23 protein-coding genes are annotated in these 22783 nt (G+C 32.3%); 8 read left to right on the forward strand and 15 right to left on the reverse strand.

Going from position 1 to position 22783, the window contains the following annotated elements:
- Positions 1-72: 72 nt before the first annotated feature.
- Together IRZ83_RS02060 and IRZ83_RS02065 are read right to left on the reverse strand one after the other, a co-directional pair.
- Positions 73-3648, reverse strand: coding sequence for a response regulator (locus IRZ83_RS02060; protein ID WP_194566500.1), 3576 nt, complete (start codon positions 3646-3648; stop codon positions 73-75).
- Between the two features lie 15 nt (positions 3649-3663).
- On the reverse strand, positions 3664-4878 hold the full coding sequence (locus IRZ83_RS02065) for a response regulator (RefSeq protein ID WP_194566502.1): 1215 nt from the start codon (positions 4876-4878) through the stop codon (positions 3664-3666).
- 289 nt (positions 4879-5167) lie between these two features.
- On the opposite strand from IRZ83_RS02065, the gene IRZ83_RS02070 reads away from it, so the two are divergent.
- Both IRZ83_RS02070 and IRZ83_RS02075 read left to right on the forward strand, forming a co-directional pair.
- Positions 5168-6016, forward strand: coding sequence for an SDR family oxidoreductase (locus IRZ83_RS02070; RefSeq protein ID WP_194566504.1), 849 nt, complete (start codon positions 5168-5170; stop codon positions 6014-6016).
- A gap of 141 nt (positions 6017-6157) precedes the next feature.
- Positions 6158-6418 carry a SemiSWEET family sugar transporter gene (locus IRZ83_RS02075; protein ID WP_029269778.1) on the forward strand — a complete coding sequence of 87 codons (261 nt, stop codon included), beginning with the start codon at positions 6158-6160 and terminating at the stop codon, positions 6416-6418.
- A gap of 212 nt (positions 6419-6630) precedes the next feature.
- Here IRZ83_RS02075 and IRZ83_RS02080 read toward each other — a convergent pair whose 3' ends face one another.
- Both IRZ83_RS02080 and IRZ83_RS02085 read right to left on the reverse strand, forming a co-directional pair.
- A complete protein-coding gene (locus tag IRZ83_RS02080) occupies positions 6631-7461 on the reverse strand; it encodes a hypothetical protein (protein ID WP_194566506.1) in 831 nt (276 codons plus the stop codon).
- Between the two features lie 503 nt (positions 7462-7964).
- Entirely contained in the window at positions 7965-8303 is a 339-nt protein-coding gene (locus IRZ83_RS02085) for a hypothetical protein (RefSeq protein ID WP_029269774.1), read from the reverse strand.
- A gap of 206 nt (positions 8304-8509) precedes the next feature.
- Between IRZ83_RS02085 and IRZ83_RS02090 the strand changes: the two genes are divergently transcribed.
- Entirely contained in the window at positions 8510-11719 is a 3210-nt protein-coding gene (locus IRZ83_RS02090; RefSeq protein WP_194566508.1) for a PAS domain-containing protein, read from the forward strand.
- 5 nt (positions 11720-11724) lie between these two features.
- On the opposite strand, the gene IRZ83_RS02095 is transcribed toward IRZ83_RS02090, so the two are convergent.
- Positions 11725-12156 (reverse strand): response regulator, encoded by a 432-nt coding sequence (locus IRZ83_RS02095; RefSeq protein WP_029269771.1) that lies wholly within the window; start codon positions 12154-12156, stop codon positions 11725-11727.
- A gap of 250 nt (positions 12157-12406) precedes the next feature.
- Here IRZ83_RS02095 and IRZ83_RS02100 point away from each other — a divergent pair, with 250 nt between their 5' ends.
- Positions 12407-12907 carry a pyridoxamine 5'-phosphate oxidase family protein gene (locus IRZ83_RS02100; RefSeq protein WP_029269769.1) on the forward strand — a complete coding sequence of 167 codons (501 nt, stop codon included), beginning with the start codon at positions 12407-12409 and terminating at the stop codon, positions 12905-12907.
- Between the two features lie 99 nt (positions 12908-13006).
- Here IRZ83_RS02100 and IRZ83_RS02105 read toward each other — a convergent pair whose 3' ends face one another.
- The 3 genes from IRZ83_RS02105 to IRZ83_RS02115 form a co-directional block, all read right to left on the reverse strand.
- Positions 13007-13717, reverse strand: a complete 711-nt coding sequence (locus IRZ83_RS02105) for a DUF72 domain-containing protein (RefSeq protein ID WP_029269767.1) — start codon at positions 13715-13717, stop codon at positions 13007-13009.
- Positions 13714-14445, reverse strand: a complete 732-nt coding sequence (locus IRZ83_RS02110) for a DNA-formamidopyrimidine glycosylase family protein (RefSeq protein ID WP_194566510.1) — start codon at positions 14443-14445, stop codon at positions 13714-13716. Before IRZ83_RS02110 ends, IRZ83_RS02105 begins: the two co-directional genes overlap by 4 nt.
- Positions 14446-14522: 77 nt before the next feature.
- Positions 14523-15095: a ferritin-like domain-containing protein gene (locus IRZ83_RS02115; protein ID WP_194566512.1), complete on the reverse strand. Its 573-nt coding sequence runs from the start codon at positions 15093-15095 to the stop codon at positions 14523-14525.
- Positions 15096-15279: 184 nt separating this feature from the next.
- Here IRZ83_RS02115 and IRZ83_RS02120 point away from each other — a divergent pair, with 184 nt between their 5' ends.
- Both IRZ83_RS02120 and IRZ83_RS02125 read left to right on the forward strand, forming a co-directional pair.
- Positions 15280-15576: a hypothetical protein gene (locus tag IRZ83_RS02120; RefSeq protein ID WP_029269762.1), complete on the forward strand. Its 297-nt coding sequence runs from the start codon at positions 15280-15282 to the stop codon at positions 15574-15576.
- A gap of 192 nt (positions 15577-15768) precedes the next feature.
- Positions 15769-16290, forward strand: coding sequence for a hypothetical protein (locus IRZ83_RS02125; protein WP_194566514.1), 522 nt, complete (start codon positions 15769-15771; stop codon positions 16288-16290).
- Between the two features lie 161 nt (positions 16291-16451).
- On the opposite strand, the gene IRZ83_RS02130 is transcribed toward IRZ83_RS02125, so the two are convergent.
- From IRZ83_RS02130 to IRZ83_RS02145, 4 genes are all read right to left on the reverse strand, one after another.
- The gene (locus tag IRZ83_RS02130; protein ID WP_194566515.1) at positions 16452-17096 is read right to left on the reverse strand and encodes a DUF5661 family protein; all 645 of its coding nucleotides are present in this window, start codon (positions 17094-17096) and stop codon (positions 16452-16454) included.
- A 90-nt stretch (positions 17097-17186) separates the two neighbouring features.
- A complete protein-coding gene (locus IRZ83_RS02135; RefSeq protein WP_082447126.1) occupies positions 17187-17348 on the reverse strand; it encodes a DUF1328 family protein in 162 nt (53 codons plus the stop codon).
- Positions 17349-17456: 108 nt separating this feature from the next.
- Positions 17457-18542 (reverse strand): DNA topoisomerase IB, encoded by a 1086-nt coding sequence (locus IRZ83_RS02140; RefSeq protein ID WP_029269756.1) that lies wholly within the window; start codon positions 18540-18542, stop codon positions 17457-17459.
- 134 nt (positions 18543-18676) lie between these two features.
- Positions 18677-18850, reverse strand: coding sequence for a hypothetical protein (locus tag IRZ83_RS02145; protein WP_194566516.1), 174 nt, complete (start codon positions 18848-18850; stop codon positions 18677-18679).
- A 462-nt stretch (positions 18851-19312) separates the two neighbouring features.
- On the opposite strand from IRZ83_RS02145, the gene IRZ83_RS02150 reads away from it, so the two are divergent.
- A complete protein-coding gene (locus tag IRZ83_RS02150) occupies positions 19313-19900 on the forward strand; it encodes a DUF4142 domain-containing protein (protein ID WP_029269752.1) in 588 nt (195 codons plus the stop codon).
- A 114-nt stretch (positions 19901-20014) separates the two neighbouring features.
- On the opposite strand, the gene IRZ83_RS02155 is transcribed toward IRZ83_RS02150, so the two are convergent.
- From IRZ83_RS02155 to IRZ83_RS02165, 3 genes are all read right to left on the reverse strand, one after another.
- On the reverse strand, positions 20015-20428 hold the full coding sequence (locus IRZ83_RS02155) for a cupin domain-containing protein (protein ID WP_194566517.1): 414 nt from the start codon (positions 20426-20428) through the stop codon (positions 20015-20017).
- Positions 20429-20456: 28 nt separating this feature from the next.
- Positions 20457-20873, reverse strand: coding sequence for a cupin domain-containing protein (locus IRZ83_RS02160; protein WP_194566518.1), 417 nt, complete (start codon positions 20871-20873; stop codon positions 20457-20459).
- 193 nt (positions 20874-21066) lie between these two features.
- The gene (locus IRZ83_RS02165) at positions 21067-21939 is read right to left on the reverse strand and encodes a helix-turn-helix domain-containing protein (protein WP_029269746.1); all 873 of its coding nucleotides are present in this window, start codon (positions 21937-21939) and stop codon (positions 21067-21069) included.
- Between the two features lie 193 nt (positions 21940-22132).
- On the opposite strand from IRZ83_RS02165, the gene IRZ83_RS02170 reads away from it, so the two are divergent.
- Positions 22133-22720 carry a Crp/Fnr family transcriptional regulator gene (locus tag IRZ83_RS02170; RefSeq protein ID WP_029269744.1) on the forward strand — a complete coding sequence of 196 codons (588 nt, stop codon included), beginning with the start codon at positions 22133-22135 and terminating at the stop codon, positions 22718-22720.
- The last annotated feature ends 63 nt before the right edge of the window (positions 22721-22783 follow it).

The following is a 22783-nucleotide window of genomic DNA, read 5'->3' on the forward strand; positions in this document are numbered from 1 at the left end:
AATTTTAGGAATTCACGAATCAATTATTTGATTGAAATCTAAAATTCGTAAAATTCGCAGCAGTATTTTTATTTATATTTTATCATACAGCCAAACTCGCAAAAGCGAAAGCAATTGATCAATATCTACTGGTTTTGTAATATAATCAGAAGCTCCTGCTTTGATGCATTTTTCTCGATCGCCGGTCATGGCTTTTGCTGTTACGGCAATCAAAGGTAAATTCAAGAATTTAGGAATCGAACGTATTTTTTCAGCTGTTTCGTAACCGTCCATATTTGGCATCATCATATCCAGCAAAACAATGTCAGTATCGGTATGTTCTTCTAAGATTTTGATGGCTTCTTTACCATCAAAAGCTGTAATTACATTCATTTTAAATACCTCTAGAGCTTTTGTCAATGAATAAATATTACGAACATCATCATCTACAATCAACACCTTTTTTTCGTGCAGAATATTATTTAGTAAATTTAGCTTTTTATGGCTTTCTTTTTTGCCTTTTCCTTCTTTTTTATCTTCAACTAAATGCAAGAAAAGCGAAACTTCATCAAGCATTCTTTGGTAAGAATGCGCTGTTTTTACAATAATAGAATCGGCGTATTTTTTAATTTTAACTTCTTCTTTAATTGATAAGCTTTTCCCTGTAAATACAATTACCGGAAGATTTTCTAAACCTGGACTTTTCTTAACGCCATCTAAAATTTGATACGCCTGTTTGTCCGGAATTCCCATATCTAGAATTACACAATCTACTTCTGATTTTGTTAAAACTTCTAAACCTTCAGAAACATCACTTTTAATTTCTGAATTGATGTTGTAAGTTTCTAAAAAGAAAGCCAATGCTTTTGCATGTTTTGGATTGTCTTCTATAATTAAAACCTTCTGTGCTTCTTTATTAATGATATGTTCGATTCTTAAAAATACATCGGGAATTTTATCAAAAGCCACTGGTTTATCTAAGAAATCTACAGCGCCTTTCAGTAAACTTTCCTGTTTCAATTTATGCGATGACATAATGTGAACCGGAATATGTTTGGTTGCTGAGTGATTTTTTAATTCTTCTAAAACTTCCCAACCGCTTTTTATTGGAAGTTCGATATCTAATAAAACACCAATTGGGTTATAAATTAAGGCAAAGTTTAAAGCATAATCGCCTCGTACGGATACAACACCCTTATATCCTTTTTTTCTGCTAAAAGCCAAAAGTGATTTTGCAAAATTGATATCATCTTCTACAATCAAAATTACTTTGTCTCCAGGTTTAATTGTATCTCTGTCATCTTCGATTTCATCTGGAATGACAACACTTAAATATTTGTTTTTTTCAGGAGCTTTTTCTTCTTCTTCTTCAATTTCTGTAAATTCTGTTGGCGGTATTTTTTCAACATTAACTTTTCCAGCTAGAGATCCAAAAACGGGCAGACATAATGTAAATGTACTTCCTTCTTTCACTTTGCTGTTCAAGATAATTTCTCCTCGAAGCAGTTTTGCCAATTCCCTGCTGATTGAAAGTCCTAAACCAGTTCCGCCATATTTACGTTTTGTAGAACCATCCGCTTGTTGGAAAGCTTCAAAGATAAGAGGCTGTTTTTCTAACGGAATTCCAATTCCAGTATCTTTTACAATAAAGCAAATGATTTTATCATCGTCTGTATTGATTTTAATTTCTAACGTTACTTTTCCTTTTTCTGTAAATTTAATTGCATTCGATATTAAGTTTTTCAGAATCTGTTCTAAACGCATTTTATCTGTTTTAATGACAACTGGCGCATCTTTAGAAATAATTTCAAACGTAATTCCTTTTTCTTTGGCAATCAAATTAAACAGATTCCATAAATTATCTGTAATTTCTTTAGTCGAAACATCTAAAAATTCAAGTTCCATTTTTCCAGCTTCAATTTTAGATAAATCTAAAATCTCATCGATTAATCCTAACAAACTGTTTCCAGAACTCTGAATTACTTTTGCAAATTCAATTTCTTCTGGAACCATGCTTTTATTATTATTTTCAGACAATAATCTGCTTAAAAGCAAAATTGAATTCAGAGGTGTTCTTAATTCGTGCGACATATTCGCCAAAAACTCAGATTTATATCGCGTTGTAAGTTCTAAAGCTTCAGATTTCTTTTGGATTTCGTTGTTTTTTTCTTCCAATAAAACACTTCTTTCAGACAATTCTTCATTGGTTTGTTCCAATTCTTCCTGCTGTACACGCAATTCTTCTTCAGAAGCCTGAAGTTTTTCAGTCTGTGCTTCTAATTCGGCATTAATGGCTTCTAATTCACTGTGCTGTACTTGAAGTTCTTCTGATTGTGATTTGGTTTCTTCAAGCAATTCCATTACTCGTTTTCTGTTTTGAGTCGATTTAATAGCAATTCCAATATTATTTGAAATGATTTTTAAAAACTCTAAATGCAAATCAGAAAAACCGTAAACGCTTGCCAATTCAACAGCACCTTCTGTTCTGGTATCCATTAAAGGAAATGCGACAATATGTGTTGGTTTTATTTGGCCCAAAGCATAGTTAATCTGAATATCATCTGGAGATAATGTTTTTAGTTCTAACATTTTGCCAGAAACAATAGACTGACCAATCAAACCTTCGCCTTTTTGAAGACGTTCGCGATTTTTGCTCGGTATGTAGCTATATCCTCCAGCAACATATAGTTCATTATCTTCTAAAACATATAAGACTCCAGCACTGCTGTTAGTGTAATTACACAAAAATTCAATAACATCTTTTGATAATTTTTGAAGTGTTTTATCACCCAGCATCACATTATTAAGATTAGCAATACCAGTTTGAAGCCATTCTTTTTGAGACAATAACTCGAAAGAATTTTTTAAAGAAACTCCCATGTTGTTCAGTGATTCTCCAACGCTTCCAAGAGCATCAGACTCTGTATCGTCTACACGAATATCATAATTTCCGTTCGAAATATTGCTTGCAATTGAGCTGATAGCCACAATTCTATCTGCAGTCTCTTTATCTTTCTTTTCTAATTCATGCTGTAGCAATAATCGTTCGCTGTAATCTTTTAAAATCCTGAATAAAAAAACAATCGAAATAACAAAAGCAATTACAAAAGCCACAATTATTAAAACTAAGCTATAGGTACCATATCGCTCTGATGTTTCATTTCTTTCTTTTAAAAGTACTTGTTCTGTACCTTCAACTTTCTTAATATGATCCCTTAATTCATTAATCATTAAGCGTCCTTCATTAAGATCAAAAGTAATTGTACTTTTCCCTAATCGCTTTTTGACGATTTGATTGTTAAGGTATTTAAAAAAATTAATTCGCAGAACCTTAAGTTCTTTTAACTGTTTTTGCTGTATTGGATTATCTATAGTAAGTTCTTCCAGCTTATCAAAATAACTGTTAGATTTTGCCTGAGATTCATTATACCGATCTACAAACTGCTCATCTCCAGTAATAAGATAACCACGCATACTGGTTTGCGCTTCTGTAATTATTGCAGAACCTTCATTTAAATTATAAATTACCTCTTGTGTATGATTTACCCAAAAATTACTATTCAGTAAATTTTTTATACTCAAAAAAGAGGCTGTAGAACTGATCATTAATACTAGTAAAGAAACTAATGAACTAATTAATAAATTTCTTTTAAAATTATTATTCTTCATACTTGTAAATTATAATTATTCGTATTTTAAAGGAAGGACGATAATGAAGCTTGCACCCTCTCCTATTTTACTTTTTGCTGTGATTAATCCGTTATGTTTTTCGATGATTTTTTTGGCAATTGCCAGTCCAATTCCGGTTCCTTCGTACGATTGTCGATCGTTTAAACTCTGAAAAATAATGAAGATTCTGTCCAGATAAATTTCATCAAAACCAATTCCGTTGTCTTTTACAATAATTCGGCAAAATTTCCCTTGCGGGGAAGTCGGACTCTCAAATGATTTTTCCGAAATTAATTCAGATGTAATTTCAATTAGCGGACGTTCTGAATTTCCTGAGAACTTTAAGGCGTTTCCAATTAAATTTTGAAAAACTTGTCTCAGCTGACTCGGAATACTGTCTATAGTAGGAAGTTCAGTGCTTTTTACTGTTGCATTTTTGCGTTCTATAAGATAATCAAAATCAGATAAAACTTCTTGCAAAACTACATTTAGGTCTGTTACCTCAGGTTTTACCTGCGAAGATAGTCGAGAATATGCGAGGAGATCTGTAATTAAAGTCTGCATTCGTTCTGCCGATTTAATAGTTCTATCGACATAATCTACCGCTTTTTCATCAGCCGTTAAATAAAGCTCTTTGATGATTTTTATAAAGATTTGGATCTTTCTTATGGGTTCATTCAAATCATGCGAGACTACCCAGGAAAATTGCTGGAGTTCATGATTTTTCATCTCTAATTCTTCGTTTTTCAAAACCAGTTCTTTAGTTCTTTCTGCGATCTTAATTTCGAGATTATCTTGCGCTTCTTTCCTGATTTTGATTTCTTTAGAAAGAAGATCTTTTATGCCTTTTAATTCGTTTTGCTGTTCGTAAATTTTAATGAATGTCTTTACTTTTAAAATCAGCAAATCGCTGTCAACGGGTTTTGTTATATATTCTACAGCTCCGGTTTCATATCCCTTAAAAATGTATTTTTTTTCGATATTAAGTGCCGATAGAAAAATAACCGGAATATCTTTAGTGCGTTTGTTGCCAGAAAGAATTTTTACTACTTCAAATCCATCAAGTCCTGGCATCTGAACATCCATTATAATAAGACAATAGTTAGTCTTTAAGATTTTTTTCAGGGCTTCTTCTCCAGATTCCGCAGTATCTACATCGATATTATGCAGCTCCAATGTTTTTTTTAAGGCAATTATATTTGCCTTTATATCGTCTACGATTAATACCATACTGTTTTGGGGGAGTAAAGTTTTATTATGATTGTTAATTTAATATTAATTAAAAAAATGCTGTTTAAAGTATCTGATTCTATTTTAAACAACACTGGTCAAACCGTCAAATTTATTAAAAAAAAGAAGATAGCTCTTTTATCTAAAATTCGATTTGTTACATAATTCCCATGTTTAAATATGAAATTATATAAAGATTTATTGAGACAATTTTAATTTTATTTCAGTTAAATATTTAAACTGTAGCTATTTAAATTAGAGTTAGATTAACTGCTCTAAATTTTATGTTATGAAAAAGAGAAAAACATTTCCTGAACAAAAACAGGAACTTCCGGGAAATGAATATCAAATGAATCCCGAACCAGAAATTATTCGTGAAAATTATGCAGGAAGCGGCAAACTTCTCGGAAAAGTAGCTTTTATAACTGGCGGCGATAGCGGTATTGGCCGAAGCGTCGCTGTACATTTTGCCAGAGAAGGCGCTAATATTGCAATTGTTTATTTAAAAGAGGATAAAGATGCCTTGGCAACTAAAGAATTAATAGAAAAAGAAGGCCAGCAGTGTTTAATAATAAGCGGTGATTTGAAAGATGAAAAATTCTGCAAAAGTGCCGTCAAAAAATGTATTGATACTTTTAAAAAATTAAATATTTTAGTTAATAATGCTGCAGTACAATTTCCGCAAAACGAATTAGAAAAAATAACTTCGTCACAGCTTCGAAAAACATTTGAAACGAATATTTATCCGTATTTCTATATTACAAAAGCAGCGTTGGCCTTTTTAAAAGAAGATGATGCAATTATCAACACAAGTTCTGTTACAGCATATCGAGGCAGTGAACATCTTGCTGATTATGCCAGTACAAAAGGTGCGATTGTGAGTTTTACAAGATCATTATCGACTATGCTTGCGAAGAAAAAAATAAGAGTAAACGGAGTTGCGCCAGGCCCAATCTGGACGCCATTAATTGTAGCAAGTTTTGATAAACTTTCAGATTTTGGCAAAGACAACCCGATGGGACGAGCCGGACAGCCATCAGAAGTTGCGCCTGCCTATGTTTTCCTGGCATGCAATGACAGCAGTTATATTACCGGACAATTCATTCATATTAACGGTGGTGAATTGGTTGGAAGTTAATTTTTGAGGGACATAGGTTCAGAGGGACAAAGGCTCAAAGGTTTTCTAGGATTCGCAAATATTACTTTGAGAAGATGGAAAGCAAACTGATAACTTAATGGCATTCACATTTCACATTTCACAATTTACAAATAAAAAGCTATGAACTTCACTGATATTATAGGGCTCTTCGCAGGAACTTGTGTTACTCTATCTGTCATACCGCAGATCTTGAAAGTTTGGAAAACGAAAAAAGTAAAAGCTATCTCGCTTAAAACATTCAGCATCCTAACTTTTGGGCTGCTGGTATGGATTATCTATGGAATTTTGAAAAACGACTTGCCTATTATAATTACAAACAGTGTTTCACTAACCCTCAATCTAATCATGGTTTATTTTATTATTTATTATGAGAAAGAATGATTTTTAAGTTGTTTAGATTCTAAGATACTGAGCTTATAAATTTTCATGTAAATATTTGCTCACTTTGAGTGGGCGTCCTACGGATATTACTCGTTCCTCGAAAGACAAAAATCATCTTTCGACAATTATATCCAGTGAAATTAATAAATCAAAAAAAAAACAGCCCGTTAAAAGCTGTTTCGTGATTGTAGAAGTGGTATATGTGATGCTTATTAGCTAGCTAGTTTTTGGTTGTATGACTTAAATGAGAAATGGTATTTCTCTTTCAAAATGCGAGGCAGATAATTTCGGCTGGCTGCACCTGCAGCAGTAATAACTTCTGAAAAATTTATGTTTGAAATTCTTTTTATTTCGTTTAATTGCCTCGAAGCTAAGTTTACGATTGGATCAAAAGTTTTCAAATAATTATAACTATGCTGCGCTATCTCTAATTCAAAAATGTCTTTTAAAATACTTTTTCTAAGCAAAGTACCCACAATTCCTTTTTGGGGAACAGCTTTGTATTCTTGCAATTTTTCAGAAATTTTCAAATTTTCTTTTCCTATATAAATGAAATTTCCAGAAGAGTCGTTTGTGAAATGTTTTTTAACTTGAGAACTTAATTCACTATTCTTATTTTCTACAGCAAACGTCGGCATTCCAAGAATTGTGAATTGTATGCGTTTGTGGCTTTCAAAAAACAAAACACTATTGATTACTGAAGAATTGTTTAAAACTGCTGATTGGCTCTTTTTAAGATTTCTCTTCTCTCCATTTACACCAAAACTATGTGTAATATTTCCGTTTTCACAATACACAAAAAATACCGGTGCAGACTGAAACGATTCTATACTTAAGCTTACATCTTGATTAAATACAAGATCAAAATGCATGAATAATACTTTATCATCGAAGCGAGTTCCTTTTATTGACCCTTTTGTCCATTTAGATTTAATCTCTAGATTGTATTCATTGTTTTCAGCGATTAACTCGCCATTGAAACTATCTTTAAGGTCATTAAAAACAGCATCGAATCCTCCAGTATTTAAGTATAGTTTTTTCATTTGTTCGGTTTTTTAAATATATGTTTCGTACTTATTTACGTACAAAACTTTACTTTGGTTTCTAACTCATTTTGTATAATACAAATTTCATACATATTGCAAATCAAATCCTTATACAATTTCAGTAAGATATTTCATAATTTTTAGTTTGAGTTTCAAAGACGCACAGTCCCAAAGGTTCAAAGTTTTCTGACAGGCCTTTTTGTATGTGGCCTCCTTTAAAAAAAGGATCATAGGATAGATTTTACGCTTCTATATCACATTATATTATATCATTTTCAGATTAAGTATTTGATGCTTTGCACAATAATAATACTCTGAACCTATGCAGCTTTGCAGCTTTGCACCTTTGTACCTTTGTACCTTTGTACCTTTGTACCTTTGTACCTTTGTACCTTTTGCACCTTTGCACCAAACGCAAGTGCAAAAAAAAAGCAGCTGCTTCAGACGAATCTGAAACAACTGCTTCCCAGCAAAATAAAAAATACTTCCCTATTTTTATTTTAGGTAAGTTCGTTGATATCGGCGTTTGTAGAATAATTTCCTTCAGGAATATCCTTAAAAAATTCGGCTTCTTCTAAATCAGCCGTTGGCCCATATCCCAATAAATGAGTTCCTTTTCGTTGGTCTTTTGTTTCGATCACATATAAAATCGACATGTCATCAGGATCACTCATTCCTTCGTAACGGTGATGGGCTACAATATAAATTTCGTCAGGCTGATAAGCATACTTTGTTTCTGCATCAATTAAACAGCCTTTATCAAATAAATAATTTGTTGTATAGCCTTCATTTTGATATTTGTCGATATAGTCGGTTTCGTGTTTTTGTTCCTTTTTCATGACTGATTGAATTTTAAGATTTTTTATTCAAATCTATTGTTTACCCAAATTTCATCAATGATATCAAATAAAATTAACTCAATAGATTTAAAAATTGCCTCATTCAAAAAAATAAAAATCAAATCAAAAATTATTTTACTAATTTTAACAACTATCTAAATAATCAAAGCGTTTTCGCGCAATAAAAACACACAAAATACATTTTGATGAGTACTATAAATCATGATTTCCTGGCTAATGGAGGCGAAATGGGTACATTAACTCGAGCTAAAGACTGGAGCAAAACCTCTGTTGGATCTCCAGAAACATGGCCTCAAAGTTTACGTACTACATTAGGAATTCTTTTAAACTCAAAGTTCCCAATGTTTTTGTTTTGGGGACCAGAACATATTTGTTTTTATAATGATGCTTATCGTCCAAGTCTTGGAAATGATGGAAAACATCCTGCAATATTAGGTCAGAAAGGAGCAGAATTTTGGCCAGAAATTTGGGATTTTATTCAACCCTTAATAAATCAGGTTCTTAAAGAAGGCGAAGCAACTTGGCACGAAGATCAATTATTGCCTATTTACAGAAACGGAAAAATGGAAGACGTTTACTGGACATTTAGTTATAGTCCGGTAAATAATGATGACGGAAAAGCTGAAGGTGTGCTCGTTATTTGCAACGAAACTACCGATAAGGTAAACATACTTAAAAAACTCGAAAACAGCAATCAGCGCTATCTAGATAACATTCTCCAGACTCCAAATGCAATGTGCATTTTTAGGGGTGAAAATCATGTTATTGAAATTGCAAACGAACTCATGCTCGAAATTTGGGAACGAAAAATCGAAGATGTTATTAATAAACCTGTTTTTGAAGCTTTGCCAGAAGCTACAGGCCAAGGTTTAGAAGATATATTAAAAGAAGTTTATACAACGGGAGAAAAATTCATCGCTTATGAACTTCCTGTAAAATTAATACGCAATGGCAAAATTGAGAATACTTTTATCAATGTAGTTTATGAAGCCTTGAAAGAACCTGACGGAACAATTTCTGGTATTGTAGCTATTGCCAATGATGTTACAAGACAAGTCACATCTCGAGCCGCCGTCGAAGAAAGCGACAGGCGATTTAGAAATATGGTAAAACAGCTTCCGTTAGGTATTGCCATCCTTAAAGGTGATGATTTAATTGTAGAAATGGCCAATACTACTTATCTTCAAATTTTAGATAAAAGCGAAAAAGAGATTCTCAACAAACCCGTTTTTACTGCCGTTCCAGAAGCCAGAGATAAGGTATACCCTTTACTTTCTAAAGTTTATAAAGACGGTATTCAATATTCTACAGATGAATTAGAAGTTACTTTAAATCGTTATGGCAAAGAGGAGATTTGCTATTTTAATTTGGTTTTTCATCCCTTAAGAGAAGAAAATGACGTTGTTACAGGCGTAATAATTGTAAGTTATGAAGTGACAGAAGCTGTAAAAGCAAGATATCTTTTGACAGAAAGTGAAAATGCTTTTAGAAAATTAATCATGGACTCTCCTATTGCAATGGCTATTTTTAGAGGTAAGGACCATATTATCGAATTAGCTAATAATACTATGATGAATACGCTCTGGCATAAAGGTCTTAATGAAACAATTGGTAAACCTTTGTTAGAAGTTTTTCCAGAATTAGAAGGACAAAAATATCCCGAATTATTAAATGAAGTTGTTTCGAGCGGAAAAGTTATCCATGAAAATGAATCTGTCGCTTATATAGATATTAAAGGAAAACTCAAAAAGTTTTATCTTGATTACCAATACACGCCATTGTTTGAAAAAGAAGGTGAAATATCAGGAGTCATGGTTAATGTAAATGATGTCAGCGATAAGGTGCGAGCTCGAAAAAAAGTCGAAAATGCCGAGCAAAGAGCACGTTTAGCTGCTGAAATTGCTGAAATCGCCACTTGGGATTTAGATATTCCAACACAGAAAATAATTTATTCTGAAAATTTACCTATTGTTTTTGGACATGAAAAAAATATAAAGTTAACTCGTCTGCAAATGCAGCAACAAATACATCCTGACGATAAGTGGATTTTAGAAAAAGCATTTGAAATTGCTCTTAAAACAAGTATTTACAAATACGAAAGCCGCATTATCAAGCCTGACAATACTATTGCTTGGATAAAAGCGCACGGCAAAATATTTTTTGATGAAGATAAAGAACCGATCAAAATGATTGGTACTATAATGAATATTACAGACGAAAAAAACAATCAGGAAATTTTAATGAAAAGCGAGCAGAAATTTAGGCTTCTCGCTGATTCTATGCCACAGTTTATCTGGACAAGTGATGCGTTGGGAAACATAAATTACTTTAATGAAGCTGTTTATACTTTTTCTGGTGTTGATAGAAGTGAAATCGGCAAATATGGCTGGTTGCAAATCGTACACCCTGATGATCGTGAAGAAAATGTAAGAATATGGATGGAATCAATTAAAACAGGTAATGACTATTTGTTCGAGCATCGATTTCGTCGTGGAGACGGACAATACAGGTGGCAGTTAAGCCGCGCCATTGCTCAAAAAGATGCTGAAGGAAACATTCAGATGTGGGTTGGTACAAGTACAGATATTCAAGATCAAAAAGATTTTACCGATCAGCTTGAAAAAGTTGTTCATGAACGAACCGAAGAATTGGAGCTAAAAAACAAAGACTTGATTAATATGAATATTGAACTTCAATCTTTTGCGTATATCTCGAGTCATGATTTGCAGGAACCTTTGCGAAAAATTCAAACTTTTGCAAGTCGATTATCTGATTTAGATGAACAGAATATTTCGGCGAATGCCAAAACATACTTAAGCCGGATTGAGTTTGCAGCGAAAAGAATGCAGACTTTGATTCAGGATTTGTTGACGTATTCAAGAACAAATTCAGCAGAAAGAGTTTTTGTCAGTACAAATCTAGATGATATTGCCGAGGAAATAATAAGTGATTTTTCAGAACGGATTGAAGAGAAAAATGCTCAAGTAAATTTTGAACCTTTAGGAGAAGTTACTGTTATCCCTTTTCAGTTTAGGCAATTACTGCATAATTTGATCGGAAATGCCATAAAATTTTCTAGAAAAGACGTAACACCAATTATTTATATTAAAGCAGAAAGAATTAAAGGAAGCACTATTAAGCATGTGGTTGATTTTCCTGAAAAAAATTATTACCATCTTAAAGTTACTGATAACGGAATTGGTTTCGATGCTGCTTACAAAGAAAGAATCTTCGAGGTTTTTCAGCGTTTAAATACCGAAAGCGAATTTGTGGGAACTGGAATTGGCTTGGCAATCGTAAAAAAGATTGTAGAAAACCACAAAGGAATTATAACCGCAATAGGAGAAAAAGACAAAGGGGCTACTTTTGATATCTATATTCCTGAATTACAATAATTTAATTATGTTTTATAAACAAAGTTTTTATCGGTTGGAGTAAAATTTCTCCAATCGATCTCAAGAGCATGCTCTATAGATTTTATAATGTCTTTCATTAAAATAGGCTTTGTTATAAAATAATTAGCACCTAATTTACGACATCTTTCTATAATACTTGGCTCGTTTGAAGTAGAAAAAATAACGACGGGAATATCATTTTTTTCTTCAGAGTTTCTAAGCTCAGTCAAAACATCAAAACCATTTTTGCCTGGCATATTCAAATCCAAAAAAACAACATGTGGTGTTGGCGGCGGGTTGTAAATTGCATTTAATAACTTTTCACCCCCAGTATAGGTCTGAAGCTTTACTTTCTTTGGTAATGAATCGACTGCATCTGAAAAAATGCTCAAATCATCTTCATCATCATCAGTATAAAAAATAGTAAAATCACCCATGTGGTATTATGTTAATTTGGTTTGTTTTTCTGCATTCAAATGTACATAAAATTAATGGATTTTAAATTTCATAATTTAATTTTTAGTAATTGAAATCTCATAATTTTTAAATCAAATTCTATAACCTTAAAAAGTATAAAAAGTTCAACTTTACTATAATCAAGTTTTAGATAAAACTATCGCTCTATACCTCATCTAATGAGATATTTAATGAAATAAATTTATAATAATAAACTAAAAAATTAAAGTCATGGGAGATCATAAAGACCTTACGAACGAATTTGCTGTAGATAAAATTAAAGATCTGGCAGAAAACATAAAAACTTGTATGTTTTGTACATACGACGAATATAGACTTCAATCGCGACCAATGTCAGTTCAAAAAATTGATGACAAAGGACAGCTTTGGTTTTTATCTGATAGAAACAGCAGTCAAAACGCAGAAATTACGCTGAATCCTCAAGTTGAATTATTTTTTGCTGAGCCGCACGATAAATTTTTAACCTTGCACGGATCTGCTTCTATTTCTTACGATCGAGAAACAATAAAAGAATTATGGGATCCTATTGTAAAAGTCTGGATGCCAGGCGGAGAAGATGATCCAAATTTAAGTGTTATAAAAGTTGTTCCTGAAGATGGTTATTACTGGAATAACAAACACGGAAAAATGGTTGCCATTGCAAAAATGACTGCAGCTTTTGTAAGCGGTACAACAATGGATGACGGAATTGAAGGAAATTTAAGTTTATAATTCAATAGCTTAAATTTAAACTGCAAAGTCTGCTAAGATTTACGAACACTAAGATTGATTTCTTTATGTACTCTCGTAAATCTTAGCAGACTTTGCATTTTAAAAAAGCTGCTGTAATTCTAACGCATTCAAAATTCCAGCTTCGCTCGCAGTATTATTAAAATATACAAATGCTGGTTTTGAAGCAATTTCAGCTTTTATATCAACTAATTCTTGAGTTGAATAACTGGAATAAAACATTTTAGGAACTCCATGAAGCCTAATGAAAATCAGTGGGAAATCTTTAAAAATAGTTTGTGGCAATTGTGGGTGACTTACACTGCAAAACGTAATATTGTTTTCTAAAAAAGCATTCCAAACCTCTTTATTCCACCAGCTTTCGTGACGAAATTCGACGACATTTTTAAAGTTTAAATCAAGATTATCAATTATTTGGTGCAAGCGTTCTGAAGTAAATTGATAACTTGGCGGAAACTGAAATAATATACAGCCCAGTTTTTCTTTTAATCCCAAATTACAGACATTATAAAACGCTGTGATTAAATTTTCACAGTCATTAAATTTCTTAAAATGCGTAATATCTTTTGGAGCTTTTACTGAAAAAATAAAATTTTCAGGCGTTTTATTATACCAATTTTCAAATATTCTTAAAGTAGGAAACTTATAAAAACTTCCGTTGAATTCATAGGTATTAAAATGCTGGCAGTAATAATCAAACCATTTTGAAGATGGCAAATTTTCTGGATAGAAAATTCCTTTCCAGAATCGATTATAAAAACTCGAACACCCTATTAAAACTTCATTTTTCATACGTGTAATTGTTGGCAATTGGTACAGAAAAAACTTCTTCTATTTTTAGATCCAGTGTATTTTTTTTCCATAGGAAGATTGCATCTTAAACAGGTAGATTTGGCATGTGCGAGCCAATGCTGTTTCAATTCAAATTTTTTCTTCCAATACAGAAATTCAAAACTATATATGGACGATTCTGTAATAAGTTCATCGATTTTTTCAGATGGAATTTTGCTTACCAATGATTCTGGCTGAATATGGCATCGGTACAAAACTTCATTTTTAATTATATTCCCTACTCCAGAAAAAATATTCTGATCTAAAAGTGCATCGCAAATCATTTGGTCTGGAATTTTATCTAGGCTTCGTTTGGCCTTTTGCGGATCCCAGTTTTCATTCATTACATCTTCACTCCAATCGTAATGACTGTTGACATCTCCTTCTAAAATTTTAACAGAACAGGTATAAAAATTGAGTTCTCCATCATCAAAAATAAGGCTGAGTCGCGGTGTGGTTTCTTTTCGTTCGTTTATTCGATAGGTTCCAAACATCAGCAAATGAATTTTAACGGTAAATCCGTCAAAGCAAATTAAAAAATGTTTTCCCCAAGTTTTAAAGGCAAGTATTGTTTGGTCTGTGAGGCGTTGCATATCAATTGAACTATTTCCAGAAGCAGAAATTATTTTCTTCCCTGCGAATTGCTGTACTTCCTCTTTTAATATCAATATAGATGGACCTTCCGGCATAATATGGCGTTTAAGTTAATAAAAAATAAAAGTGCAGTTTTTCAGGCTGCACTTAAAGGCTATCTTATCTGTGTCTATTAGTCTGCTTCAGCAGCTTCAAGATTTACGGCATTTACAGCAACTTCAGTCAATTTTTTATCCGCACCTTTTTCCTCATCAAGCGTTTGTTCTAATAAGGCAGCCGCTTCTGTCAAACCTAATGTTTCAGCAAATTGTCTTAAAGTTCCGTAAGTTGCAATTTCATAATGTTCGATTTTTTGACTTGCAGCTATAATTCCCGCATCACGTACAACGCCAATTTCAGTTTCTTCCAGAATTCCGTCTCCTTCTTCGATTAAACCCGCCATTGCATCGCATTTTTTTGCTGTTGCTTTTTTACCAATTAATTCGAAAACTTGCTCTAGACGAATAATTTGTTCTTCAGTCTCAATTAAGTGGTTGTTTATAGCATCTATAAGCTCTGGAGATGTAGCATTTTTAGCCATCTTAGGCAATGCTTTAGTCAAAGCTTTTTCTGCCCAATAAATGTCTTTTAGGCCGTCTTCAAAAAGTTCTGTCAATCCAGATGCTGCATCTGATTTTGGCTTTACTGCTCCTTTTTTCGATTCTTGTTTTGAAGAAGCTGCTTGTTTTTTATCTGTAACTTTCATGATAATATTTTTAATAGTTAATAGAAAATAAAATTACCACCTTGATTATCAGTTAGATTATATTATTATAAATTAAAGTTCTATTCTAAACACCCGTATATTATGCAACAGGATTTTAAAATTCTGTAAGCTCATTCTTTTGAATCCTAGTTAAATTTGTATTATTAGACTAAATAAAACAGCCATGAAAACATATACAAATTATACATACGAGGAAGCAGCATTATACTTAAGCGGATTTTTAGATATTAATAATGCTATTTTAGTAGATAAAGAAATTGATAAGCTTCTTAAAGATGACAATATCTTCAGAAATGAAAATATCCCAAATGATGAACAAGTAGTAAACGAAGACGACTACATCACAAATACTCAAGAAGATGAAGAAGAATTTATTGAGAAAGATGATTTTGATGAAGAAGAACATATAGAGGATGAAGATCATTTTGATGATGATGATTTAGAAAGAAACGACAATTAAAAGTAACTTGAGCATTACTTTTAATTTGTAAAATTTGAATTAGTATTAAAAAACCACAGAAATCTGTGGTTTTTTTATTTGATCAAACAAAATCATAACCAACTGTTAATTATACAATTACAGTTCATAATTCTATAAGAGAAACGATTTAATCTCTTGTAGATTTGTATTATAACTATTAAATAAACCGTCATGAATACTATAGATAATAACAACAGTACGATTAAAGGAAATAGAGATCCTAGAAATCAAAGTCAAAATGCAAACGATAAAAATACACTTATGAACGAAGAAATGTATAATATCGATGATGTCAAAAAAAGCGATAATGATAATAGTGAAATCGCTGAACGCGGCTACACTGTGCGAAACGGAACCAATCCTGATATACCAAATCCTGATCAAATATCAGACGATGATTTAGACGATCTAGACGATGATTTTCATACCCAAAGAGATCTTGAAGACAACGAAGATTACATTTACGAAGTTGAACTTGAAGATGACGAATTAGACGCAAACGGAAATGAATTGAATGAAGTAAATGACGAATTTGATAATCCGTCAGACGATTTTAATGAAACCGAAGATGATCTCGAAGATATCGATCAAGACGACGATGAAGAGGAAGAAGAAGAAGACGACGAATATATGGAAGATGATGTTCAGGAAGAAGATGAAGAATATCAACAAAATGATCCGAGAAAATTTTAGTTTTTAAGGCTCTAAGATACAGAGGTACATAGGTTCAAAGGTTTTTGCTTTGTACAGATGTACCTCTGTATTTTTTTAAAATATTTCGAGTTCAACTGTTTTTAATGCTTTCAGGTCCTTTGTCACTTAGAGCCTATGAACTTTGAATCTAAGTGAAAAATCTAATCTCCAATAATTTCCAAAACCGGAATATCATCCATTTTTTCCAGGCGTTCTGCAAGACCGGCTTTGGCTTCAATCAATTCTTGTTCGGCTTTACCGAGTTCTTTGTACCATTTTTCCTTTCCAAATGTAGAACCTTCTATTTTACGAAGAATCTCGTAAATCTCACCTTCAGCTTCCATCACTTTTAGTCTTTTGTAATACGTTAAACTTTCGGTCATGTGCGCGAGTGCGATCATTGCTGTTAAAAACGGGTGATTATTGGTAACATTTACGTCCTTAATTTTTCCGTGTTCGAGTTCTACTTTTAATGCAAAAGCAAATTCCTCCATATTAAAATCTTCATATTTGCTTTCTGGACTCAAATATGCCTTTATTGCCTCAACATTGTTCATAGTAGAAAGATCAACATCCGTTTGTTTATCCTGCAGGTCTTTATACACTACATTCGCAATTGCTCTGGCTTCTGCGACTGTAGGGTCATTATCTGGATTTTCAAAATCACGTATCGACCAATCCCAATTTTCAGGATGTACAGGTTTTATATATTTTTCACAAAAATCTGTCACATCGTTCTTTAAACTTACCATTTCATCATCTCTTTTGATATAAACGTCTTGATAAGCACCGCTCTTTGTTCCCATAATTTCTATTTTTTATTTGAAAATACAAACGACACATTTATCGAAATAGATGTGTCGTTTTTGTTCTTACTTTATTTTGCTGTATTATTTTTAGATACTTCTTCTTCCTCTAATAATGGAAAGAATAAATAATATTAAGAATATAAAGAATAATACTTTAGCGATACTTGCTGCTCCAGCGGCAATACCACCGAAACCAAATATTCCGGCCACTATGGCTAGAATAATAAAAATGACTGTCCAACGTAACATAAGCTTTGATTTTTAGTTAAAATGATTTTGTTTGTTACTCAAATTTCATGCTTTTTAAAGAGATGCATTAACTCAAAACGTTATTTTATTAGCGCATTAAAAAGCGCATTATGATAAGTTAATTTGATAATTTTGAATTAACTCCGAAAACGCAATTTCTGTATGCGAAAAGTACTTTTTAGTGCTTCTGCATTTTTTTGCCCTATCAAAATATTCTTGAATCGATCCATCTTCGTAAGTCGAAACCAACAAAGGATGTACATAATAATTTTTACAGACATTCCTTGTATTACCTAATGCTTCTGCAGTACTGTCGTAAGCAGAAAGAATGTTCTTTTTAATTTCCTTTTCATCAGAAGTGACTCCCATTTCCATCAAACTTTCAAAAAATATAATTGAGGCGGCCCAAGTTCTAAAATCTTTTGCGCTAAAATATTCGCCAGAAATGGTGTGCAGATATTCATTGACCATATGGCTGTCCAAAACTTTTCTTTCGCCGTTTTTATCGTAATATTTAAAAACTTCTCTACCTGGAATTTCCTCACATCGGCTTACTAATTTTACCAGTTGTTTATTTCTGGTTGTAATTGTATGCTGTTTTCCTTTTTTTCCAATAAATTCAAACCTAAGCGAATTTTTATTGATGTTAATGTGGCGTTTTCGCAAAGTCGAAAGTCCGTATGATTTATTGTCTTTAGCGTATTTTTCATTTCCGATTCGGATATGCGTTTCTTCCATCAATCGAATTACAAGCGCAATGACTTTTTCTTTACCCCAGTCTTTTTGCTCTAAATCAGTATCGACTTGTTGTCTGATAGCAGGAAGTTTAGAGCCAAATTCGGCTATTTTATAGAATTTAGTCTGATTGCGGATCAAATTCCATTTTGGATGATATCTATATTGCTTTCTGTTTTTATCATCTAAACCAACGGCCTGTAAATGTCCGTTTGGCAAATCTGATATTTGCACATTTACCCAAGCGGGAGGCAAAACCAAACTGCTGATTCGTTTTAGCTCACTTTTTTGCTTAATACAGCGTCCGTTTTTTTTATAAATAAAACCATCTTCGCATTTGCATCTTTCAATAGGTAATGTTTGGTTGTTTACGTAAACTAAATCTAATTTATCAATCACCAAATGTGGTGTTTTGATTAATTGATTCATTAGTTTTTCGGTTTTTGCTGCTGCATTCATGATAGTAACTTTTAATTTTTTCCGTCAAGCGGCTATTTTTGTCGCAGATTTCACAGATTTTCAGAGATTCTCTCTTTCATTATTCTTTTCTTATTCTTCAAATCTGCGAAATCTGCGGCACTATTATTTTAATTTTAATGGGTACGTAACGAGCGGATTAGACTCTTTTTATTCATATAAGAACGGCCCGAAATACCAGCTTTGATAGCTTGTTGGTACAATTCATCCTTTGTCCACTCTTCATATGGTCTAACTCTTCCTCCTTCTTCTCCTGAATGCAATGCATTTTTGTTTTTTGAATCTGGCATGATTTGAAAATTTAGATTAATAATTGATGTTTGGTATATCAAAATTCAATATAAACTAAGATTTTACCGTTATACAATTTTTCTAATAATTTTCATAATTAACTCTAGCACAAATAATTTAAGTTTATAAAATTTATTCTGTCAATACTTATATATAATATCTCCTACCCGATACATCACTAAAATATTGATCTCATTAATTCATTTAATGTTTTACACCGAATAAATCTTGATTATTTTAAATTCAGACTGAGTTTTGCTTAATCTAAAAATCTTGATATTATTTTAATGAAGACTCAATTCTTATTTCATTTTATTTTTTATAAAGCGAAAACATTAAAGTAAATGAATGTTTTTGTAAACCTTACCTGTATCAAAATCCTATAACATTATCTAAAAATGCTGTAAAATATTCTCTTTCAATGTGAATAATTTTACATCATAACATTTAAACTATAAATCATGAAAAAGATACTATTAGCCGGAAAATTAATTTTAGGAGCAGGACTTATCATTATTTTCTTGAATTCTTGCAAAAATGAACCAAAACAAGAAGACCCAAAAGAAGTAGCGGAAGATGCAAACGAAGCAAAATTTGACTCTATAGACGATACAAAAGACGATTCTAAATTTCTAGTGGATCAAGCCGAAATTAATTTGGCTGAAATCGAAATCGGAAAATTAGCTCAAATAAAAAGTACAAATACAGAAGTGAAAAATTTTGGTAAAATGCTTGTTGACGAGCACACCAAAGCAGCGTCTGAAGTAAGCGCTTTAGCGAAAGCTAAAAACTTTACTTTACCAACTTCTTTAACAGAAGACGGTCAAGATGAATACAACAAATTAAATGAAAAATCAGGTCTTGATTTTGATAAAAAATTCGCCGATTTAATGATTGATGGTCATGAAAAAGCCATCGATAAATTAAAAAAAGCATCTGAGGATGCAAAAGACGAACAAGTTAGAATTTGGGCATCCAATAATATTGCCGGATTGACCGCACATTTGGAACATGCTAAAATGCTAAAACAAAATTTAGACAAAAAATAAAATAAATTTAATTGGTTATTATTTATTTTAAAAAACCCCTCAAGAGTTGAATTGCTTGAGGGGTTTTTCTTTTTTAAGGTTCTTGCCTATGTCGCAAGTTTTAGACTTTGGAATTTAAATATTGGAATTTATATCTTCGAAATATTCCTCATCACTTACGCTTTCGAGCCACATTCCGTGACCTTTATCTATTTCTGTGATAATGGCTATATAAGAGAATTTGCTAAAAGGCGTTGCACCATACCAATGTTCAATTCCTGGCAAAATCGTAACAACTTCATCTTTATGGAGCAATCTGATTGCACTTCCTTTTTCTTGATAATACCCATTTCCGTTTGTTGCGATAAGCAATTGCAGACTTGCATTGCTGTGCCAGTTACTTCTTGCACAAGGCTCAAAAGTAACTTCTTTAATCATCGTATTTTCCGGATGAATATCGCTTGTTTGTTTTTTATAAGATACTTCGCCCGTCATATACGTATTCGGGACTTTTCCTTCTTCAATAACTGCTGTATAATTTGTTGACATAAGTGTTTATTTATTTTTTGAGTTTGATTTATTTAAAACTGTTGTATTCTTCATCGGTTACAGGTTCAAGCCAGTCTACAATACCGCTGTGTGTATTTGTGCTAATGGCAATATGCGTAAATTCACTTTCTGGAGATGCACCGTGCCAATGTTTTACTTCGGGCTGAATATTTACTACATCACCCACTTGCAAAAGCTGAATTGGTTTTCCTACTTCCTGATAATATCCTGTTCCGTGCGTCACGATTAAGATTTGTCCGCCTGCATGCGTGTGCCAGTTGTTTCTTGCGCCGGCTTCAAAAACAACATTTCCAACTGCAGTATTTAAAATTGGATCATTTGGAACAAGCATTTTTACATACGCATTTCCTGTAAAATAAGCTGCAGGTGCTAAATCTCCTTTAGGAAAAATGGTTTCATTAATTTGATTATCTGATGTTTTCATAAATTTCTTGTTTTTGGAATTATCAGAATCAGAAAACTAAATCAAGGAAAGCTAGAATGCGCTTTATGAAGTATTTATTTAGCCTGTTAAAAACTGATAAAGGATTAATACTATAATTTCAACGCAAATTTAGTCAAATGATGCTTTTTAGAAATAACAATATTCAAACAAAAAATTAAGAAATTGAAACAATTTACATTCTAAGCGATTTCGGAATAGTTCCAGTTAGTCTTTTAAAGTAATTATTAAAATAACTAGGATATTCGAATCCGAGCGAATAACCAATGTCTGAAATACTCCAATCTGTATGATGCAACAAGGCTTTTGCTTCACTTATAATTCTTTCGGTAATATGAGCAGTTGTTGGTTTTCCGGTAATTTCTTTCACAGAACGATTTAAGTGATTTACATGAACTGCAAGCGTTTGCGCGTAATCCTGAGGCGTTTTCAAGGAAAGAGGCTGGTCTTTTGTTTCAATAGGAAATTGTCTTTCTAAAAGTTCTAAAAACAAAGAAGTAATTCTAGAAGAAGCATTTTTATGTCTAAAGAAGTTTTCCGAAGGCTGCATTTTCATCGATTCATGAAGAATTAAATTGATGTAATTGCGCATTAAATCATCTTTAAAAACATAATCTGTTTCTTGTTCTTCAATCATTTTTTGAAACAACGAATCTATAAACACTTTTTGCTCAGCAGTTAACGTAAAAATTGGCGTTCCTCCTATTTTAAATAAAGGCGATTCATGAAGGGTTTCTGAACGATCGTTTACTTTCAAAAATTCTTCTGTAAAAACACAGGCATATCCCTGATATTCAGGTGAGATAATTTCCCAAGAATACGGAATAATCGGATTTCCAAAAAACAAAATTGTTCCTTCCGTTTCTATACCGCGATCCGCGTAATGTATAAGACTTTTGCTGGTATTAATACAAATTTTGTAATAATCACGGCGATTGTAAGCTGGTATTTTACTAACGTCGCCATTTATCTCGTAAACTTTAAAACCTTTTAGCTTTAAATCGTTTATACCAAGTTCAGAAACCTGACAATCTGTTTGCTCTTTCATTTCACAAAGTTATGAAATTCAAATAAAAAAAATGTTTTGTTTCCAGTTTTTGTTTGTTTCAGGTTTTTTATTTGTTTCAGGTTTCAAGTTATGTTGGAGCAGTTAACCGCAGCGTTAGCAAAGTTTTATAATCTCATTTCAACCTGAAACAAACAAAACTTAAAACCTGAAACAAAAAAATTATCTTTGTTACATGAACGATCTAATGCCCGTTATAAACTATATCTCAAGATACGTTGATTTGACAGATGAAGAAAAAAATCATCTGGCTTCTTATTTGAAAATAACGAAGGTCAAAAAAAGACAATTTATTGTACAGCCGGGTTTTGTTTGCCAACACAAAAGTTATGTTGTAAAAGGTGCTTTCAGAGGTTATTTAGTAGATAATGAAGGAAAGGAACATACTTTGTCATTTGCTATTGAGGATTGGTGGATTTCTGATTACAGCAGTTTAATTTATCAGGAACCCGCAACTTTATTTGTTGAAGCTTTAGAAGATTCAATTCTAATTCAAATTGCTTATGAAGATGAGCAGCGATTTCTTCAGGAAATTCCGAAACTAGAAAAATTTGAACGTATTATTACACAGCGTTCACTGGCTTTTCATCAAAAAAGACTTTTATCCAATCTCACTAAAACAGCCGAAGAACGGTATGATGAATTTATGAGCAAATATACTGCAATTGCAAAACGTGTTCCGCAATATGCGTTGGCTTCGTATTTAGGTTTCAGTACTGAATACCTAAGTAAAATTCGGAATCGAAAATCCTCAAAAAGTTAAACTAGTTCAACCTAATTTCCTAAACCAGTTCATTTTTATTTTTAGTATTCTGTCCCAGATTTG

Source organism: Flavobacterium sp. JLP (genome assembly GCF_015350755.1).
Classification (GTDB): Bacteria; Bacteroidota; Bacteroidia; order Flavobacteriales; family Flavobacteriaceae; genus Flavobacterium.

Bases quoted from the DNA above. Each gene is read 5' to 3' on its own strand.
- IRZ83_RS02060 (WP_194566500.1), bottom strand. From the start codon at position 3,648: ATGAAGAATAATAATTTTAAAAGAAATTTATTAATTAGTTCATTAGTT.
- IRZ83_RS02090 (WP_194566508.1), top strand. From the start codon at position 8,510: ATGAGTACTATAAATCATGATTTCCTGGCTAATGGAGGCGAAATGGGT.
- IRZ83_RS02085 (WP_029269774.1), bottom strand. From the start codon at position 8,303: ATGAAAAAGGAACAAAAACACGAAACCGACTATATCGACAAATATCAA.
- IRZ83_RS02140 (WP_029269756.1), bottom strand. From the start codon at position 18,542: ATGAATGCAGCAGCAAAAACCGAAAAACTAATGAATCAATTAATCAAA.
- IRZ83_RS02080 (WP_194566506.1), bottom strand. From the start codon at position 7,461: ATGAAAAAACTATACTTAAATACTGGAGGATTCGATGCTGTTTTTAAT.
- IRZ83_RS02075 (WP_029269778.1), top strand. From the start codon at position 6,158: ATGAACTTCACTGATATTATAGGGCTCTTCGCAGGAACTTGTGTTACT.
- IRZ83_RS02110 (WP_194566510.1), bottom strand. From the start codon at position 14,445: ATGCCGGAAGGTCCATCTATATTGATATTAAAAGAGGAAGTACAGCAA.
- IRZ83_RS02160 (WP_194566518.1), bottom strand. From the start codon at position 20,873: ATGAAAACATCAGATAATCAAATTAATGAAACCATTTTTCCTAAAGGA.
- IRZ83_RS02125 (WP_194566514.1), top strand. From the start codon at position 15,769: ATGAATACTATAGATAATAACAACAGTACGATTAAAGGAAATAGAGAT.
- IRZ83_RS02100 (WP_029269769.1), top strand. From the start codon at position 12,407: ATGGGAGATCATAAAGACCTTACGAACGAATTTGCTGTAGATAAAATT.
- IRZ83_RS02145 (WP_194566516.1), bottom strand. From the start codon at position 18,850: ATGCCAGATTCAAAAAACAAAAATGCATTGCATTCAGGAGAAGAAGGA.
- IRZ83_RS02065 (WP_194566502.1), bottom strand. From the start codon at position 4,878: ATGGTATTAATCGTAGACGATATAAAGGCAAATATAATTGCCTTAAAA.
- IRZ83_RS02105 (WP_029269767.1), bottom strand. From the start codon at position 13,717: ATGAAAAATGAAGTTTTAATAGGGTGTTCGAGTTTTTATAATCGATTC.
- IRZ83_RS02120 (WP_029269762.1), top strand. From the start codon at position 15,280: ATGAAAACATATACAAATTATACATACGAGGAAGCAGCATTATACTTA.
- IRZ83_RS02095 (WP_029269771.1), bottom strand. From the start codon at position 12,156: ATGGGTGATTTTACTATTTTTTATACTGATGATGATGAAGATGATTTG.
- IRZ83_RS02130 (WP_194566515.1), bottom strand. From the start codon at position 17,096: ATGGGAACAAAGAGCGGTGCTTATCAAGACGTTTATATCAAAAGAGAT.
- IRZ83_RS02170 (WP_029269744.1), top strand. From the start codon at position 22,133: ATGAACGATCTAATGCCCGTTATAAACTATATCTCAAGATACGTTGAT.
- IRZ83_RS02165 (WP_029269746.1), bottom strand. From the start codon at position 21,939: ATGAAAGAGCAAACAGATTGTCAGGTTTCTGAACTTGGTATAAACGAT.
- IRZ83_RS02115 (WP_194566512.1), bottom strand. From the start codon at position 15,095: ATGAAAGTTACAGATAAAAAACAAGCAGCTTCTTCAAAACAAGAATCG.
- IRZ83_RS02135 (WP_082447126.1), bottom strand. From the start codon at position 17,348: ATGTTACGTTGGACAGTCATTTTTATTATTCTAGCCATAGTGGCCGGA.
- IRZ83_RS02155 (WP_194566517.1), bottom strand. From the start codon at position 20,428: ATGTCAACAAATTATACAGCAGTTATTGAAGAAGGAAAAGTCCCGAAT.
- IRZ83_RS02150 (WP_029269752.1), top strand. From the start codon at position 19,313: ATGAAAAAGATACTATTAGCCGGAAAATTAATTTTAGGAGCAGGACTT.
- IRZ83_RS02070 (WP_194566504.1), top strand. From the start codon at position 5,168: ATGAAAAAGAGAAAAACATTTCCTGAACAAAAACAGGAACTTCCGGGA.